Here is a 16,077-nt window from a genome sequence, read left to right on the forward strand (position 1 = left end):
TTCACAGCAATTGCTAAGAAACCCGTAAACCTTGCTTTCGGTACGGCGTCAGACCTCGACCACGGTCGGAACGATCATCGGCCGCCGCCGGTACGCGTCGTTCACCCAGCGGCCGACCGTGCGCCGGACCACCTGCTGCAGCTGGTGCGAATCGGTGATGCCGTCCTCGGCGGACCGGTGCAGAGCCGCCGTGAGCAGCGGGATCACCGGGTTGAACGCGTCCGGGTCCTCGGAGAAGCCCTTGGCCGAGATGCTCGGCTCACCGACCACCTTGCCGGTCACCGAATCGATGATCACGGTCGCCGAGATGAACCCGCCGTCGCCCAGGATCCGCCGCTCGGTGAGCAGCGACTCGCTGACGTCGCCGACCGCGAGACCGTCCACGTAGACGTACCGGCTCTTCACCCGGCCGACCACGCGGGCGTGCCCCTCGACCAGGTCGACCACGTCACCGTCCTCACAGAGGACGACGCGGTCCGGCGCGACGCCGGACTCGATGCCGAGCTGGGCGTGCGCCCGCAGGTGCCGCCACTCGCCGTGCACCGGCATCAGGTTGCTCGGCCGGGTCACGTTCAGCAGGAACAGCAGCTCGCCGGCCGGGGCGTGCCCGGAGACGTGCACCTTCGCCGTCTCCTTGTGGATGACCGTGGCGCCGGCCCGGGACAGCTGGTTGATCACCCGGTAGACCGAGGTCTCGTTGCCCGGCACCAGCGAGCTGGCCAGCACGACCGTGTCACCGGACTCGATGGTGATGTGCCGGTGGTCGCCCGTCGACATCCGGCCCAGGGCGCTCATCGGCTCGCCCTGCGACCCGGTGGACATGAAGACGATCTCGTCCGGCGGCAGGTGGGTGGCCTCGTCCAGGCCGACCAGCAGCCCGTCCGGGATGCGCAGCAGGCCCAGGTCCCGGGCGATGCCCATGTTGCGGACCATGGACCGGCCGATCAGGGCGACCTTGCGGTCGTACTCCCAGGCGGCGTCCATCACCTGCTGGACCCGGTGCACGTGCGAGGCGAAGCTGGCCACGATGATCCGGCCACTGGCCTTGCCGAAGATCCGGCTGAGCACCGGGCCGATGTCCCGCTCCGGCGCCACGAACCCGGGCACCTCGGCGTTCGTCGAGTCGGAGAGCAGCAGGTCGACGCCCTCGGCGCCGAGGCGCGCGAAGCCGGCCAGGTCGGTGATCCGCCCGTCCAGCGGCACCTGGTCCATCTTGAAGTCGCCGGTGTGCAGGATCAGCCCGGCCGGGGTGCGCACGGCGACCGCCAGCGCGTCCGGGATCGAGTGGTTGACCGCGAAGAACTCGCACTCGAACGGGCCCAGCCGCTCGATGCCGCCCTCCCGGACGGTCAGCGTGTACGGATCCAGGCGCCGCTCGGCCAGTTTCGCCTCGACCAGGGCGAGCGTGAACTCCGACCCGACCAGCGGGATGTCCGGCTTGTGGGCCAGGAGGTACGGCACCGCGCCGATGTGGTCCTCATGACCGTGGGTCAGCACGATCGCCTGAATGTCCCCCAGACGGTCCAGAATCGGTGCGAAGTCCGGCAGGATCAGATCCACGCCGGGCTGCTCGACGTCGGGGAAGAGCACCCCGCAGTCGATCACCAACAACTTGCCGTCGAACTCCAGGACCGTCATGTTGCGGCCGATGGCGCCGAGTCCGCCGAGCGGGATGACGCGCAGGGCGCCTTCCGGCAGCGGCGGCGGCGGACCCAGCTCCACGTGAGCTTGACTCATACGCCTCTTCCTGTCAGAGCATGATGCCGGCCGCCGCGGCGTCCTGGCGCAATTGCTTCAATTCGTCGTTGCTCGCGTCCACCAGCGGCGACCGGACCGGGCCCGCGGGCAGGCCCTTCGCCTGCAGGCCGGCCTTCACCAGGATCGTCCCCGGAGAGCGGAAGATCCCGGTGAACAGCGGCAGAGCCTGCCGGTGCCGGGCCAGCGCGGTGACCGTGTCGCCGGTCTCGAACGCCTCGATCATTTCCTGGGCGAGCACGCCGGTGAAGTGCGACGACGTGCCGACCAGGCCCACTCCGCCGATGGCGAGCAGCGGCAGGGTGGCCGCGTCGTCACCGGAGTAATACGCCAGATCCGTGCGGCTCAGCACCCACGAGCTCGCGATCAGGTCGCCCTTGGCGTCCTTCACCGCGACGACCCGCTCGTGCTCGGCGATCCGGCACATGGTCTCGGTGGCGATCGCCGTGCCGGCCCGGTGCGGGATGTCGTAGACCATGATCGGCAGCCCGGACGCGTCGGCGACGGCCCGGAAGTGTCGCTCGACCCCGGCCTGCGGGGGCTTGTTGTAATACGGCGTCACGACCAGCAGGCCGTGGGCGCCGGCCTTCTCCGCGGCGTGCGCGAGCTCGATGGTGTGGGCGGTGTTGTTGGTGCCCACGCCGGCCACGATCCGGGCCCGGTCGCCGACCGCCTCGAGCACGGCGCGCAGGAGCGTGTCCTTCTCCGCGTCGGTCGTGGTCGGGGACTCACCGGTGGTGCCGCTGATCACGAGCGCGTCGTTGCGCTGCTCGTCGACGAGGTAGGTGGCCAGGCGGGCCGCTCCCTCGATGTCCAGGGAGCCGTCCGGGGTGAACGGGGTCACCATGGCGGTCAGCAGCCGTCCGAACGGCCGCGGGTCGTGCGTCATACCTGACAACCTATCGGACGACCCGGTCACACGTAGAAAGCGGTGAACGGCGCCCAGGGCAGGTTACGCAGCACGCTCCACACCGCCCACACCGACATGAAGGTGATCATGGCGGCCGGAGTGATCGTGAGTTGCGGAATTCGCCAGTGGAAAAGCTTCCGGCCGGCCCAGGCGACATACATGTACACCAGGAACGGGACGGCGAACACGAAGATCGCGTGGTGCCGGGCGGCGGCGGGCAGATTGCCGTGCAACAGGTACCAGGCGGCCCGGGTGCCGCCGCAACCCGGGCAGACGAAGCCGGTGGTGTATTTCAGCAGGCAGGTCGGCTCGGCGCCGGCCTCCGCCGAGACCGGGTCGGTGACCAGCGTGTAACCCACCGCGCCGCCCATGCAGGCCAGCACCGCGAGCGGGGCCAGCCAGACCGGCGACCGCAGGGCGATCCGGTCGAAGAAGCGGGTGATCCGGTCGGTCTCCGGGGCGGGATGGAACCGGTAGGCCGGCCAGTCCGGCGGCACCGGGGGGCCCTGCAACGGCTGGGCCTCCAGCCACGGCGGGAGGGCGGTGCTCATGGCGCCACGGTACACCTCAGAGCGCTTTCAACGCCGCGGCCAGCGGGCTCGCGAAATCGCCCGCGACCGGGGCGGCGATCGTGTCCAGACCCAGCCAGCCGGCCAGCCGCCGGAGCTCGGCGGCGAGGGCCTGGGCGGTCTCCTCCTGGTCGGCGGCCGGCTCCAGCCAGGCGGCCGGGACCTCGAGCACGCCGGTCTGCCGGTTCGCCTTCAGGTCGACCCGGGCGGCGAAGCGGTCGCCGAGCAGGAACGGAAGGACGTAATACCCGTACAGCCGCTGGGGTTTGGGCACGTAGATCTCGATGCGGTAGGTCATGTCGAACAGGCGCTCGGTCCGGTCCCGCTGCCAGATCAGCGGGTCGAACGGGCTGATCAGGGTGGCCGCGTCGACCCGGCGGGGCAGTTTCGCGTCGGCGTGCAGATAGGCCGCCGGCTTCCAGCCGCGGACCGTGACCGGGCGCAGCGTGCCGGCCTCGACCAGCTCGGCCACCGCGGTGCGGGCGGCCTGGGTGGGCAGCCGGAAATAATCCTTCAGCTCCGCCTCGGCGGCCACGCCCAGCGCCCGGGCGGAGAGCTCGACCAGGGTGCGGAACGCCTCCGCCGGCTCCGGGGTCGGCGCGGCCAGCACGGCCGGCGGCAAGACCCGCTCGGGCAGGTCGTAGCGGCGGGCGAAAGAGGTGGTGCGCTCGGCGGCGGTCACCTGGCCGCTCCAGAACAGCCACTCCAGCGCCTGCTTGACGACCGACCAGTTCCACCCCCAGTTGTCCTTGCGCCGGGGGGCGTCGTGCTCGATCTCGTTCGCCGTGATCGGGCCGCGCTGCCGCACCTCGTCGAGCACCCAGGCGACCAGGTCGGGCTGCTCCGCGACGATCCGGCGCATGCCGCCCCACGCGTACTCACTGGCCCGGGCCATCCGCCAGCGGAACAACGGCTGCAGCTCGGCGCGGATCAGCGAGGCCTCGTGACCCCAGAACTCGAAGAGCTCCCGGGGGCGTTGGTAGGCCGCGCGCTCCAGCAGCGACGCCGGGTAGGGGCCGAGACGGCTGTAGAGCGGCATGAAGTGGGCGCGCTGCAACACGTTCACCGAGTCCATCTGGATCAGGTGCAGGCGGCGCAACACCCGGCGCAGGTGGCGCAGATCGGTGGCGCCGCCCGGCTTCGGATCGGTGAAACCCTGGGCGGCCAGGGTGATCCGGCGGGCGTGCGCGACGGACAGCGTTTCGACAGTGGTCATCGACCAGCAGAGTAGAACAGGGGTATGACAGAGTCGGTGATCCGGGCGCTGACCTCAGCTGATGTCGACGCGGTGGCGGAGGTGCACGTGCGCGGCACGCGGGCCGCCAACGCCGGGATCATGCCGGCGGCGCATCTGGCGGCGCTCGATCCGGCGGTCTTCGCCGCCCGCCGCCGCACCGACCTCGCCCGGTTCACCCTCGCGCTGCCCGGCCCGACCGGCCTCGCCGGGCCCGGCCGGCAGACCGTGGTCGCCGTGCGCGACGACCGGGTCATCGGGTTCGCCGGGTTCGGGCCGGATCGGGAGGATCCCCGGCTCGGCGAGCTCTACGCGATCTATGTCGACCCGGACGCCTGGGGCAGCGACGCCGGCCGGCTGCTGTTCGAGACGGCCCGGCACGGGCTGGCGTCTCCCCCGCGGGGGCCGGCGTTCCCGGCGATGCGGCTCTGGGTGCTGGCCGGCAACGCGCGGGCCCGGCGGTTCTACGAGCGGGCCGGGATGACCACCGACGGGGTGACCGTGACACACCGGGCGGGCGCCGGGATCGAACTGCCGAAACTCCGCTACACGCGTCCTCTGTAGGCTGCCGCCATGGCTCTCGGTTTCGTCCGTCCCGCGCGACCCGGAGACGCCCCGGAGATCGCCCGCATCCAGGTGACCACGTGGCGCTCGGCGTACCGGCGCATGTTCCCGGCGCACGTCCTCGCCCAGCTGGACGAGGCGGTGCTGACCGAGGTCTGGAGCTCGGCGATCACCGCGCCGCCGTCACCCCGGCACCGGGTGCTGATCGCCGTCGAGCAGGGCGAGACCGACCAGGTGGTCGGGTTCGCGGCCGCCGGGCCGGCCGACGAGCACGCCCTCTCGCCGGAGGAGCCGCCGTTGCCGGACACCGTCGCGGCGGTCACCGATCTGCTCGTGGAGCCGCGGTGGGGGCGGCGCGGGCACGGCAGCCGGCTGCTGGCCGCCGCGGTCGACCTGTGGCGGGAGGACGCTTTCGGGTTCGCGGTGGCCTGGGTCTACGACGCGGACAACGTGATGAAGAAGTTCCTGGCCTCGGCGGGCTGGGAGCCGGACGGGGCCGGTCGCGCGCTGGACGTCGAGGACATGCTGGTCCCCCAGATGCGCCTGCATGTCGAGCTCTGACCCCGGCCGAACCCGCAAGCCATACCTCGGCCCGCAAGCCACACCTCGGCCCGCCCGCAAGCCACACCTCGGCCCGCCCGCCCGCCCGGCCGCCGCGGTCGCGGTCCTCGGCTGGTCCTGAGGGCTGCCTCGGACCCTTGAAACGACCCTGAGCACCAGCCGGGCCCGCGCGGCGCGGCTGGGCCTCAGCCCGGCAACCGGGTCGCGGGGCTCTTTGCAACCGCGACCACCCGCGGACGTCGCCCTTGCGGGTCTCGTGTTCTGGGCGCCCCGCGCCCTTGCGAGGCCCGGAAGGGTCCCCGCGGGAGCGACGATCAGTTATCGGCCGCAGCCGAGGCAATAAAGATCTTGAAGTTGATCTTCAGGCGAGCAGGTCGTCGAGGCCGAGAGTGAGGCCGGGGCGGTTGACCGATTCGCGGACGGCGAGCAGGACGCCCGGCATGAACGACGAGCGGTCCAGCGAGTCGTGACGGATCGTCAGGGTCTCGCCGGTCGTGCCGAAGAGAACCTCCTGGTGGGCCACCAGGCCCGCCGCGCGGACCGAGTGCACCCGGACGCCGTCGATGTCCGCGCCGCGGGCGCCGCCCAGCTCCTCCGTCGTCGCGTCCGGCATCGGCGGGCAGTTCGCCGCCTTGCGGGCCTCGGCGATCAGCCGGGCGGTGTGCGTCGCGGTGCCGCTGGGCGCGTCCAGCTTGCGCGGGTGGTGCTGCTCGATGATCTCGACCGAGTCGAAGTAGCGCGCGGCGCGGGCGGCGAACTGCATCATCAGGATCGCGCCGATCCCGAAGTTCGGCGCGATCACGACGCCGACGCCGGGCTGCGCCGCGAGCAGGCCGCGGACCTGGTCGAGACGCTCCTCGGTGAAGCCGGACGTGCCGACCACCACGTGGATGCCGCGCTCGATCGCCCAGCGCAGGTTGTCCATCACGACGCCCGGGTTGGTGAAGTCGACCAGGACCCGCGCGTCGGCGGCGGTCTCCAGCGCGTCGCCCGAGTTGATCGTCGCGATCAGGTCGAGGTCGGGGGCGGCGTCGACCGCCTTGCACACCTCGAGGCCCATCCGGCCACGAGCGCCGAGGACACCGACGCGAAGGGGTTCAGCGAGAGTCACCCGTCGAATCTAACCTGGCCGCCCACCAGCGCTCGGCGCGACCCACGACCAGGAACACCACCGCGACGTAGAGCCAGCCGACCAGCACGTCGATCACGTAGTGCTCGCCCGTGTAGACCAGCGTGAACGTCATCGCCAGCGGGTACGCCAGCAGCAGCGGCCACCAGCGCTTGCGCACCATCGGCAGGAAGAACGCGACGGCCATCATCGCCCACGCGGTGTGCAGCGAGGGCATCGCCGCGACCGGGTTGGACTGCTCGACCTGGAGCGCGTTCAGGGTGTTCCCGGCGCCGTGCAGGCCGAGCACGTCCCAGCCGTTCGTGGAGATCCGGGCCACCGGCTCGGTGAGGTAGCCGTGCTCGTAGGCCCACCACGGCGGGGCGGCCGGGTAGAGGAAGTACGTGACCAGCCCGAACACGCACAGCGTGAACCACCGGCGCATGAACCGCGCCCACGGCGCCCGGGCCCGCACCCAGAGGATCACCGCGATGGTCGGCACGGTCAGGAAGTGCGAGACGTAGACGAGCGTGACGATCGCCAGCCACCACGGGGTCTGCCCCGGGTGGTACAGGTGCTGCTGCAGCCAGGTGGTCGGCACCTGACCGCCGGTCAGCCCGCCCCAGAGCGCTTGGTCGGCGTCGATCAGCGGTGTCACGTGCGGGGCGAAGAAGTCGTCGGCCCAGCTGCGGGAGATGTTGTAGACCACCAGCAGCAGCGCGATCGGCAGCCAGTCCCGCAGGAACAGCAGGTGCGAGCGCCACGGCTGATGGTTGCGCCAGGCGATGGTGGCCAGCCACAGCCAGCCGAACGCGATCAGCGGGTCACTGGTCGGCACCCCGATGAACCACACCCCGACGGCGAAGACCACCCCCCAGACCAGCATGCCGATGGTCCGCCGCCGCCGGAGCGGCGTGGTGTCCGGGGGATGGTGCTCCAACGTCGTCACGGAGACCAAGGTTAACCAGGGGGAAACGCGCCCTCGTCGAACGGCCCCACCACGGCCAGGGAGTGTTCCCGGGCGAGTAGCTCGCCGGCCACCTTCGCGACATCTACGAGCGTCACCGCGTCGACCCGTGCGAGCAGCTCGTCGACACCCATCAGGTCACCGTGCAGGAGCTCGGACTTGGCCAGCCGGCTCATCCGGGAACTGGTGTCCTCGAGGCCCAGGACGTACGACCCCTTGACCATGCCCCTACCCCGGACGAGTTCCTCCGGTGTGATTCCGCTCTCGGCCACCCGGGCCAGCTCGGTCCGGATCAGGTCGAGCACCTCGGCCGCCTTGCCCGGCGCGCAGCCGGCGTAGACGCCGAACACGCCGGTGTCGGCGTACTGGCTGCCGTACGAGTAGACCGAGTAGGCCAGGCCCCGCTTCTCCCGGATCTCCTGGAAGAGCCGGCTGGACATGCCCCCGCCGAGGACGTTGTTGAGCACGCCCATGCTGAACCGGCGCTCGTCGTAGCGGCTCAGGCCGACCGAGCCGAGCACGATGTGCGCCTGCTCGGTGTCCCGGTGCACGACCACGGTGTGCGCCTTACGGGTCCGGACCCGCTTGTCGCCCGGACGGGGCGTGGCCGGCTCGGCCGGGCCGGTGTCCAGCGGGGTGCCGGCCAGCGCCTTGCGCACCAGCCGGACCACGGCGGCGTGGTCCAGGTTCCCGGCGGCCGCGACCACGATCTCCGGGGCGGTGTACCGCTTGCGGTAGAAGTTGTTGATCTGGTTCCGGGTCATCGGGGTGACCGACTCCGGGGTGCCCGAGATCAACCGGCCCAGCGGGTGGTCGCCGTAGATCGCCTCGGCGAAGACGTCGTGCACCTCGTCGCCCGGCTCGTCCTCGTGCATGGCGATCTCCTCGAGGATCACGCCACGCTCGGTCTCCACGTCCACCGGCGCGAGGATCGAGTCGGCCACCGCGTCCACCAGCACGTCCACCGCGAGCGGCAGATCGGTGTCGAGCACCCGCGCGTAATAGCAGGTGTATTCCTTCGTGGTGAAGGCGTTGGTCTCGCCACCCACCGCCTCGATCTCCGCGGAGATCTGCATCGCGGTGCGCTTCGGGGTGCCCTTGAAGAGCAGGTGCTCCAGGAAGTGCGAGGCGCCCGACATGGCCGGGGCCTCGTCCCGGGAGCCGATCCCGACCCAGATGCCGAGAGCGGCACTCCGGGTGGTCGGGATCGTCTCGGTGATGATGCGCAGACCACTGGGCAGGACGGTCTTCTTGACGCCGTCCTGCAGGGTCCTGGTAGAAACGCGGGCCGGCCTTCCGGCCGGCCCGCGGTTGTTCGCTGTCACTCAGTCGCGGCGTTCGCCAGCCGAGCGCGCCCGGCGACGGCGAGGCTCGCCACCACCATCGCGGTCACCCCGGGGAGCGCGCTCCTCGCGGGGCGCACCCTCCGCCGCGGCCGGGGCGGCCGCGGGGGCCTCCTCGCCCTCGGGGCGGACCTTGTCCAGGTAGATCTTGCCGCGCGCGTCGATGTCCGCGATCTGGACCTCGACCTTGTCGCCGACGTTGAGGAAGTCCTCGACCTTGTCGACCCGCTTGCCGTCGCCCACCTTGGAGATGTGCAGCAGGCCGTCACGGCCCGGGAGCAGCGAGATGAACGCGCCGAACGCGGCCGTCTTCACGACCGTGCCGAGGAACTTGTCGCCCATCTTCGGCAGGGTCGGGTTGGCGATCGCGTTGATCCGCTCGACCGCGGCATCGGCCGACGGGCCGTTGGTCGCGCCGACGTAGATCGTGCCGTCGTCCTCGATCGAGATGTCGGCGCCGGTCTCGTCCTGGATCGCGTTGATGGTCTGGCCCTTCGGCCCGATCACCATGCCGATCTTGTCGACCGGAATCTTCACCGTGGTGACGCGCGGGGCGTACTCGCTCATCGCGGCCGGGGACTCGATCGCGGCGTTCATCACCGCGAGGATCGTCGCCCGGGCCTCGTGCGCCTGCTGCAGCGCGCCGGCCAGCACGTCCGACGGGATGCCGTCGAGCTTGGTGTCCAGCTGCAGGGCGGTGACGAACTCGCTGGTGCCGGCGACCTTGAAGTCCATGTCACCGAACGCGTCCTCGGCGCCCAGGATGTCGGTCAGCGCGATGTACTGCGTCTTGCCGTCGACCTCGTCCGAGATCAGACCCATCGCGATGCCGGCGACCGGCGCCTTCAGCGGCACACCGGCGGCGAGCAGGGCCAGCGTCGAGGCGCAGACCGAGCCCATGCTCGTCGAACCGTTGGAGCCCAGAGCCTCGGACACCTGACGGATCGCGTACGGGAACTCCTCGCGCGACGGCAGCACCGGCACCAGGGCCCGCTCGGCGAGCGCGCCGTGGCCGATCTCGCGCCGCTTCGGCGAACCGACCCGGCCGGTCTCACCGGTCGAGTACGGCGGGAAGTTGTAGTTGTGCATGTAGCGCTTGGTCTTCTCGGGGGCGAGAGTGTCCAGCGCCTGCTCCATGCGCAGCATGTTCAGCGTGGTGACACCCAGGATCTGGGTCTCGCCCCGCTCGAACAGCGCCGAGCCGTGCACCCGGGGGAGCACGCCGATCTGCGCGGTCAGCGGACGGATGTCCCGCGGGCCGCGGCCGTCGATACGGATCTGCTCGCGCAGCACCCGCTGGCGGACCTCGGACTTGGTGACCGAGCGGAACGCCGCGCTGATCTCCTTCTCCCGGCCCTCGAACCGCTCGTCGAGCAGCTCGTGCGCCTTCGCCTTGACCAGGTCGAGGGCTTCCTCGCGCTCCTGCTTCGCGGCGATCTTCAGAGCCTCGGCGGTCTCGGCGCGCACCGCGTCGCTGACCGCGGAGTACACGTCGTCCTGGTAGTCCAGGAAGACCGGGAAGTCGGCGACCGGCTTGGCGGCGATGTCGGCCAGCTCGCTCTGCGCGCGGCAGAGCTCGCGGATGGCCGGCTTCGCGGCCTCGAGGCCGCTGGCGACGATCTCCTCGGTCGGGGCGACGGCACCGGCGGCGATCAGCTTGACCGCCTGCGGGGTGGCCTCGGCCTCGACCATCATGATCGCGACATCGCCCTCGGCGGTGACCCGACCGGCGACGACCATGTCGAAGGTGGCCCGCTCGAGCTCCTCGATGGTCGGGAACGCGACCCACTGGCCGTCGATGTGCGCGACGCGGGTCGAGCCGACCGGGCCGCTGAACGGCAGGCCGGACAGCTTGGTCGACATCGACGCGGCGTTCATCGCGACCACGTCGTACGGGTGGGCCGGGTCGAGCGCGAGGACGGTCTCGACGACCTGGACCTCGTTGCGCAGGCCCTTGGTGAACGACGGGCGCAGCGGCCGGTCGATCAGGCGGCAGGTGAGGATGGCGTCCTCGCTGGGACGACCCTCACGCCGGAAGAACGAGCCGGGGATGCGGCCCGCGGCGTACATCCGCTCCTCGACGTCGACGGTCAGCGGGAAGAAGTCGAAGTGCTCCTTCGGCGACTTGCTGGCCGTGGTCGCGGAGAGCACGGTCGTGTCGCCCAGCTGGACGATCACGGAGCCGGCGGCCTGCATGGCGAGGCGGCCGGTGGAGAAGATGATCTCGCGGGTGCCGAACGATCCGTTGTCGATGACGGCCGTGCGAGATTCGGTGCCGAGAGCGGTCTGCTCTGTCAAGTGAGGTACTCCTCATTCGTCGAGGACCCGGCGGTCTACAGCGCGTTTCAACTTGGCCGGTCTTCGATCGAAGTACCCAGGTAGAGATGCCTGGGAACCACTACCGGAGACCGGAGCTGCCGGTGTGAGCCGCGCGGGTCCGTGGGGTGGTGGTGCGAAGGGGGCAGCCGAAGCCGCCCCCTTGGGAAAACTATCGGCGCAGGCCGAGGCGCTCGATGAGCGTCCGGTAGCGGGCGATGTCCTTCTTCTGAACGTAGTTCAGCAGGCGGCGGCGCTGACCGACCAGCAGCAGCAGACCACGACGGCTGTGGTGGTCGTGCTTGTGCACCTTGAGGTGCTCGGTCAGATCGGCGATCCGCTTGGTGAGCATCGCAACCTGGACCTCGGGCGAACCGGTGTCGCCTTCCTTGGTCGCGTACTCACCCATGATTTTGTTCTTGGTGTCCTGGTCGAGCGCCATATTCTCCGAACTTCTGTGTTGCCGTTTTCAACGGCTCCGCGACCCGCGGCGTCGGGCAGGCCATGTGAGAAAGCGCGGCGGAGCCGGTGTCGCACAATCCATACGACGCCTAAACCCTACCAGGGGGTCACCGGAGCAACACGCGGGTCTCTTCCACGTCGGCCCGGATCTGCGCCACCAACGGCTCGATCGCGTCGTATTTACGCTGCTCACGAAGGTGCGCCACGAAGTCGAGGCTGACCCGCTCGCCGTAGAGGTCGCCCTCGAAGCCCAGGGCGTACGCCTCCACCCGGCGCTCCCGCCCGTCGAACGTCGGATTGGTGCCGATCGACACGCTGGCCGGCCAGCGCCCGGCGTTCTCCCCGGCCCGGGTGAGCCAGGCCGCGTAGACCCCGTCGGCCGGGACCGCGGCATAGCGGTGCGTCATCAGGTTCGCCGTCGGGAAGCCCAGCTCACGGCCGCGCTGGTCACCCCGGATCACCACGCCGGCGAGCCGGTGCGGCCGGCCGAGCGCGGCGGCCGCGGCGCGCACGTCCCCGGCGTCGACACAGCTGCGGATGTACGTCGAGGAGAACACCACCCCGTCCGCGGAGACCAGCGGGGCCTCCTCCACGGTGAAGCCGAACGTGCGCCCGAGCGTCTCCAGCAGCGTCACGTCCCCGGCCGCCTTGTGCCCGAACCGGAAGTTGTCGCCGACCACCACGTCCGCCGCGTGCAGCGCCTCGACCAGCACGTCGTGCACGAACGCGTCCGGGCTCAGCCGGGAGAACTCACTCGTGAACGGGACCACGCAGAGCGCATCCACGCCGAGCCGGTCGATCAGCTCGGCCTTGCGCACCGACTCGGTCAGCACCGCCGGGTGCGAGCCCGGGCGGACCACCTCGGAGGGGTGCGGGTCGAAGGTCATCACGACCGACTGCAGGCCCATGTCCCGGGCGCGCTTCACCGCGTGCCCGATGATCGCCTGGTGGCCGCGGTGCACGCCGTCGAAGACGCCGATGGTCACGACCGAGCGGCCCCAGCCCCCCGGAACCGATTCCAATCCCCGCCACCGCTGCATCGAAAAGCTCCTCCGCCTCGTTGTCAGCCATAGCGTATCGATCGCGTATTCCTTCTGCGACGCGCCCGGATCGGTACGATTGGGACCGATATGAGCGTCGAGTGGACCCGCCTCGTCCTGCTCGCCGCGGAGATCACCTTCGCGGTGCTCTTCCTGCGCGCGCTGTTCGGTTACCTACGCCGCCGGGATCCGCTGCAGGGCGACCTCACCCTGGTCTTCGGACCGTGCACGCTGGTCTTCGCGATCGACCTGGCGTGGCAGACGATCGGGGACCGGCCGGCCTGGACCGGCGCGCTGACCGCGGTGCCGCTGATGGCCCAGCCCTACCTGACGCTGCGCCTGGCCGCCCGGCTGCGGCACGTGCCACGCGCGCTGATGGCCGCCACCCTGCTGGGCTATCTCACCCTGGCGGTCCCGCTCGCGGTGCTGCCCCGCCCGCTGCCGCCCGGCCTGATCGGCGCCGAGGTGGTCTACTTCCTGACCACCGAGGTGATCGCGGCCGCGCTGCTGTTCGGCAAGGCGCGGACCCGGACCGGCACGAACCGGGCCCGGCTGATGACCGCCGCCGCGGCCACCCTCACGTTCGGCGTGATGATCATGCTGATCGGCGCGGCCACCACCGGGAACCCGGAGGTGCGCGCGGCCAGCCGGGTACTGGCCCTGGCCAGCGGGCTCGGCTATCTGATCGCGTTCGTGCCGCCGCGCTGGCTGCGCCGGCTCGCCTCGGCGTCCGCCGCGCAGTCGATCACCGAGCGGCTGCTGGGCACGCCGGCCGACTCGCCGGAGCAGGTGTGGCAGACGTACGCCGAGATCATGCGGGTGCAGACCGCCGCGGACGCGGTCGCGGTGCTGCTCCCCCGCACCGACGGGGCGCTCGAACAGATCGGGTACGCCGGCCCGTCGCTCGACCTGCCGGCCGAACCGGTGCACGCCGACCCGGCCGCGCTGATCCGGCCCGGCCGCCCGGTCCGGCTCCGGGAGGGCGATCCGGCGCTGCTCCGGCACTTCGGCGACGGGCTGCGCGACGACTTCGTGACCGTGCTGCGGATGCCGGTCCCACCCGACGTCGAGGGCTGGGTGCTGCTGTTCAACCGGCACCGGAACCTGTTCAGCGACGACGACCTGAGCCTGCTGGCCGAGCTCGGCGGGCAGGCCGGGATCCTCGCCGAACGGCAGGCGGTGACGGTCCGCGAGCGCCGGCTGGCCTCCGAGCTGAGCCGCTCGGTGAACGCGCTGACCAAGGCGAACGAGGCGAAGAGCAACTTCCTGGCGAACATGAGCCACGAGTTGCGGACGCCGCTCAACGCGATCATCGGGTTCAGCGACCTGATGCGGCTGGAGGACCCGGAGGGCGACCGCCGCCGGGTGCCGGCCGACTGGGTCGACCACATCCACAGCAGCGGCCGGCACCTGCTCGGCCTGATCAACGACATCCTGGACCTGGCCAAGGTGGAGGCCGGCCGGATGGACCTGCGGCTCGCCCCGGTCCGGGTGGACACCGCGATCGAGGAGCTGCTCACCTCGCTCGCGCCGCTCTTCGCCGACAAGCGGCTGACCGTGCTGGCCGAGCTGGCCGAGATCACCGCGCTCGCCGACCGGCTCCGGCTGCGGCAGATCGTGGAGAACCTGCTCTCCAACGCGATCAAGTTCACCCCGCCGGAGGGCACCGTCACGATCACCATGACCGGGACCGAGACCGACGTCCACGTGACCGTCTCGGACACCGGGGTGGGCATCGCCGACCAGGACGCGGAACGGGTCTTCGAGGAGTTCCAGCAGGTCGGTGACCCGGACCGGCGCCAGGCCGGGACCGGCCTGGGCCTGGCGCTGACGCGCCGGCTGGTGGAGGCGCACCGCGGCGAGATCACCCTGACCTCGGTGCCGGGTCAGGGCAGTTCCTTCACGGTACGGCTACCGGCCGCGCCGGTGGCCCGGTCCAGCGCCGCCGGGGCGGCCGACGCGCCGTACGTCCTGCTGATCGAGGACGACCCGCACTCGGCCGAGCTGATGCAGACCCAGCTGAGCAACGCCGGCTACCGCGTCGAGGTGGCCGGCACCGGGGAGAGCGGCCTCGCCGTCGCCCGCGCCCACAAGCCGGACGCCATCGTGCTCGACGTGGAGCTGCCCGGGATCTCCGGCTGGGAGGTGATCCGCCGGCTCAAGGCCGACGCGGCGCTCTCCTGCGTGCCGGTCTTCTTCGCCAGCATCCTGGACGAGGCCGCGGCCGGGCTGGCCCTCGGCGCGCACGACTACTTCATCAAGCCGGTCGACCAGCCGGCCCTGCTCAGCGCGCTGTCCAACGCGATCGCCGCCCGGCCCGCCCCGCGTGTGCTGGTGGTCGACCACGACGACGCGGTCCGTCAGGCGATCGAGGACGGCCTGCGGGCCGGTGGCGCCGACGTGGTCGCCTGCGCGGACGGCCGGGACGGCCTGGCCCGCAGCCGCGCCGAGAACTTCGACCTGATCGTCTGCGACATGCAGTCCCCCTCGGCGGACGGGTTCAGCCTGCTCGCCGCGATCGAGCAGGACCCGACCGGGCGGCACACGCCGATCCTCGGCCTGAGCTCGGCCGCGCTGGCCGAACGCGCCCCCGGTGACAACGCCCCGCTCATCGCGACCGCTCTGGCCGGCGGGGTGGTCGCCGAGGCGATGGCCGGCGGCGCCGGCTGGGACAGCCTGGCCCCGCTGCTCGGGCACCATCCGGCCGGGCACCACCCGATCATGCCGCACCACCCGGCCCACCCGGCGGCCCGGCGCACCCCGGGCGGCGCGCACCCACCGGCCACCGCGATCCACCTGCGCAGCGCGGTACCCACCCGATACGACGTCAAGGAGGAACCGTGAGCGATCCGCACCGCATCCTCCTGGTGGAGGACGAGGAACTGAACCGGATGCTGGTCAAGGCGGTGCTGTCCCGGGCCGGCGTGGACACGGTCCGCAACGCGACGCTGACCGACGCCACCACCCTGAGCCAGGCCCGGGAGAGCGTCCGGGACGGCGACTTCGACCTGATCCTGCTCGACCTGAACCTGCCCGACGGCAACGGCCTCACCCTGGCCCGCGAGCTGGCCGCCGCCGAACCGTCGCCGGACCGGCCGAAACCGGTGGTGGTCGCGGTGACCGCGAGCGTGCTGCCGCAGGACCAGAAGGCCGCCCTGGACGCCGGGTGCGACGACTTCCTGGACAAGCCGTACGCCGCCGCCGACCTGGTCGCGACGGTGGCCCGGCACCTGAAAAGCTAGTCGTCC

14 protein-coding genes are annotated in these 16,077 nt (G+C 71.3%); 4 read left to right on the forward strand and 10 right to left on the reverse strand.

What is annotated here, in order from left to right:
* Positions 1 to 48: 48 nt before the first annotated feature.
* Genes L3i22_RS47155 through L3i22_RS47170 form a run of 4 tightly spaced genes read right to left on the reverse strand, consistent with a single transcriptional unit; the run spans position 49 to position 4,450 of the window.
* Positions 49 to 1,737: a ribonuclease J gene (locus tag L3i22_RS47155; protein ID WP_221323915.1), complete on the reverse strand. Its 1,689-nt coding sequence runs from the start codon at positions 1,735 to 1,737 to the stop codon at positions 49 to 51.
* A 13-nt stretch (positions 1,738 to 1,750) separates the two neighbouring features.
* Positions 1,751 to 2,644 (reverse strand): 4-hydroxy-tetrahydrodipicolinate synthase, encoded by an 894-nt coding sequence (gene dapA / locus L3i22_RS47160; protein ID WP_221323916.1) that lies wholly within the window; start codon positions 2,642 to 2,644, stop codon positions 1,751 to 1,753.
* Between the two features lie 26 nt (positions 2,645 to 2,670).
* Positions 2,671 to 3,216, reverse strand: coding sequence for a DUF2752 domain-containing protein (locus L3i22_RS47165; protein ID WP_221323917.1), 546 nt, complete (start codon positions 3,214 to 3,216; stop codon positions 2,671 to 2,673).
* A 16-nt stretch (positions 3,217 to 3,232) separates the two neighbouring features.
* Positions 3,233 to 4,450 carry a winged helix-turn-helix domain-containing protein gene (locus L3i22_RS47170; RefSeq protein ID WP_221323918.1) on the reverse strand — a complete coding sequence of 406 codons (1,218 nt, stop codon included), beginning with the start codon at positions 4,448 to 4,450 and terminating at the stop codon, positions 3,233 to 3,235.
* A 24-nt stretch (positions 4,451 to 4,474) separates the two neighbouring features.
* Between L3i22_RS47170 and L3i22_RS47175 the strand changes: the two genes are divergently transcribed.
* Both L3i22_RS47175 and L3i22_RS47180 read left to right on the forward strand, forming a co-directional pair.
* Positions 4,475 to 5,032 carry a GNAT family N-acetyltransferase gene (locus tag L3i22_RS47175; RefSeq protein ID WP_221323919.1) on the forward strand — a complete coding sequence of 186 codons (558 nt, stop codon included), beginning with the start codon at positions 4,475 to 4,477 and terminating at the stop codon, positions 5,030 to 5,032.
* 9 nt (positions 5,033 to 5,041) lie between these two features.
* Positions 5,042 to 5,593 (forward strand): GNAT family N-acetyltransferase, encoded by a 552-nt coding sequence (locus L3i22_RS47180; protein WP_221323920.1) that lies wholly within the window; start codon positions 5,042 to 5,044, stop codon positions 5,591 to 5,593.
* 361 nt (positions 5,594 to 5,954) lie between these two features.
* Here L3i22_RS47180 and dapB read toward each other — a convergent pair whose 3' ends face one another.
* The 6 genes from dapB to L3i22_RS47210 all read right to left on the reverse strand — a co-directional run bounded on the left by dapB (position 5,955) and on the right by L3i22_RS47210 (position 12,829).
* On the reverse strand, positions 5,955 to 6,704 hold the full coding sequence (gene dapB, locus L3i22_RS47185) for a 4-hydroxy-tetrahydrodipicolinate reductase (RefSeq protein ID WP_255657686.1): 750 nt from the start codon (positions 6,702 to 6,704) through the stop codon (positions 5,955 to 5,957).
* Positions 6,691 to 7,587 (reverse strand): phosphatase PAP2 family protein, encoded by an 897-nt coding sequence (locus L3i22_RS47190; RefSeq protein ID WP_255658782.1) that lies wholly within the window; start codon positions 7,585 to 7,587, stop codon positions 6,691 to 6,693. Before L3i22_RS47190 ends, dapB begins: the two co-directional genes overlap by 14 nt.
* A 74-nt stretch (positions 7,588 to 7,661) precedes the next feature.
* Complete coding sequence (locus tag L3i22_RS47195; RefSeq protein WP_221323922.1) at positions 7,662 to 8,993, reverse strand: pitrilysin family protein; 1,332 nt, start codon at positions 8,991 to 8,993, stop codon at positions 7,662 to 7,664.
* The gene (locus L3i22_RS47200; RefSeq protein WP_221323923.1) at positions 8,994 to 11,309 is read right to left on the reverse strand and encodes a polyribonucleotide nucleotidyltransferase; all 2,316 of its coding nucleotides are present in this window, start codon (positions 11,307 to 11,309) and stop codon (positions 8,994 to 8,996) included.
* Positions 11,310 to 11,499: 190 nt separating this feature from the next.
* The gene (rpsO, locus tag L3i22_RS47205) at positions 11,500 to 11,769 is read right to left on the reverse strand and encodes a 30S ribosomal protein S15 (protein ID WP_203745227.1); all 270 of its coding nucleotides are present in this window, start codon (positions 11,767 to 11,769) and stop codon (positions 11,500 to 11,502) included.
* Between the two features lie 127 nt (positions 11,770 to 11,896).
* Positions 11,897 to 12,829, reverse strand: coding sequence for a bifunctional riboflavin kinase/FAD synthetase (locus L3i22_RS47210; RefSeq protein WP_221323924.1), 933 nt, complete (start codon positions 12,827 to 12,829; stop codon positions 11,897 to 11,899).
* A gap of 90 nt (positions 12,830 to 12,919) precedes the next feature.
* Here L3i22_RS47210 and L3i22_RS47215 point away from each other — a divergent pair, with 90 nt between their 5' ends.
* Together L3i22_RS47215 and L3i22_RS47220 are read left to right on the forward strand one after the other, a co-directional pair.
* On the forward strand, positions 12,920 to 15,673 hold the full coding sequence (locus L3i22_RS47215) for a response regulator (RefSeq protein ID WP_221323925.1): 2,754 nt from the start codon (positions 12,920 to 12,922) through the stop codon (positions 15,671 to 15,673).
* The gene (locus L3i22_RS47220; protein WP_255657687.1) at positions 15,670 to 16,071 is read left to right on the forward strand and encodes a response regulator; all 402 of its coding nucleotides are present in this window, start codon (positions 15,670 to 15,672) and stop codon (positions 16,069 to 16,071) included. Before L3i22_RS47215 ends, L3i22_RS47220 begins: the two co-directional genes overlap by 4 nt.
* Positions 16,072 to 16,077: the final 6 nt, after the last annotated feature.

Source organism: Actinoplanes sp. L3-i22, assembly GCF_019704555.1.
Lineage (GTDB): Bacteria > Actinomycetota > Actinomycetes > Mycobacteriales > Micromonosporaceae > Actinoplanes.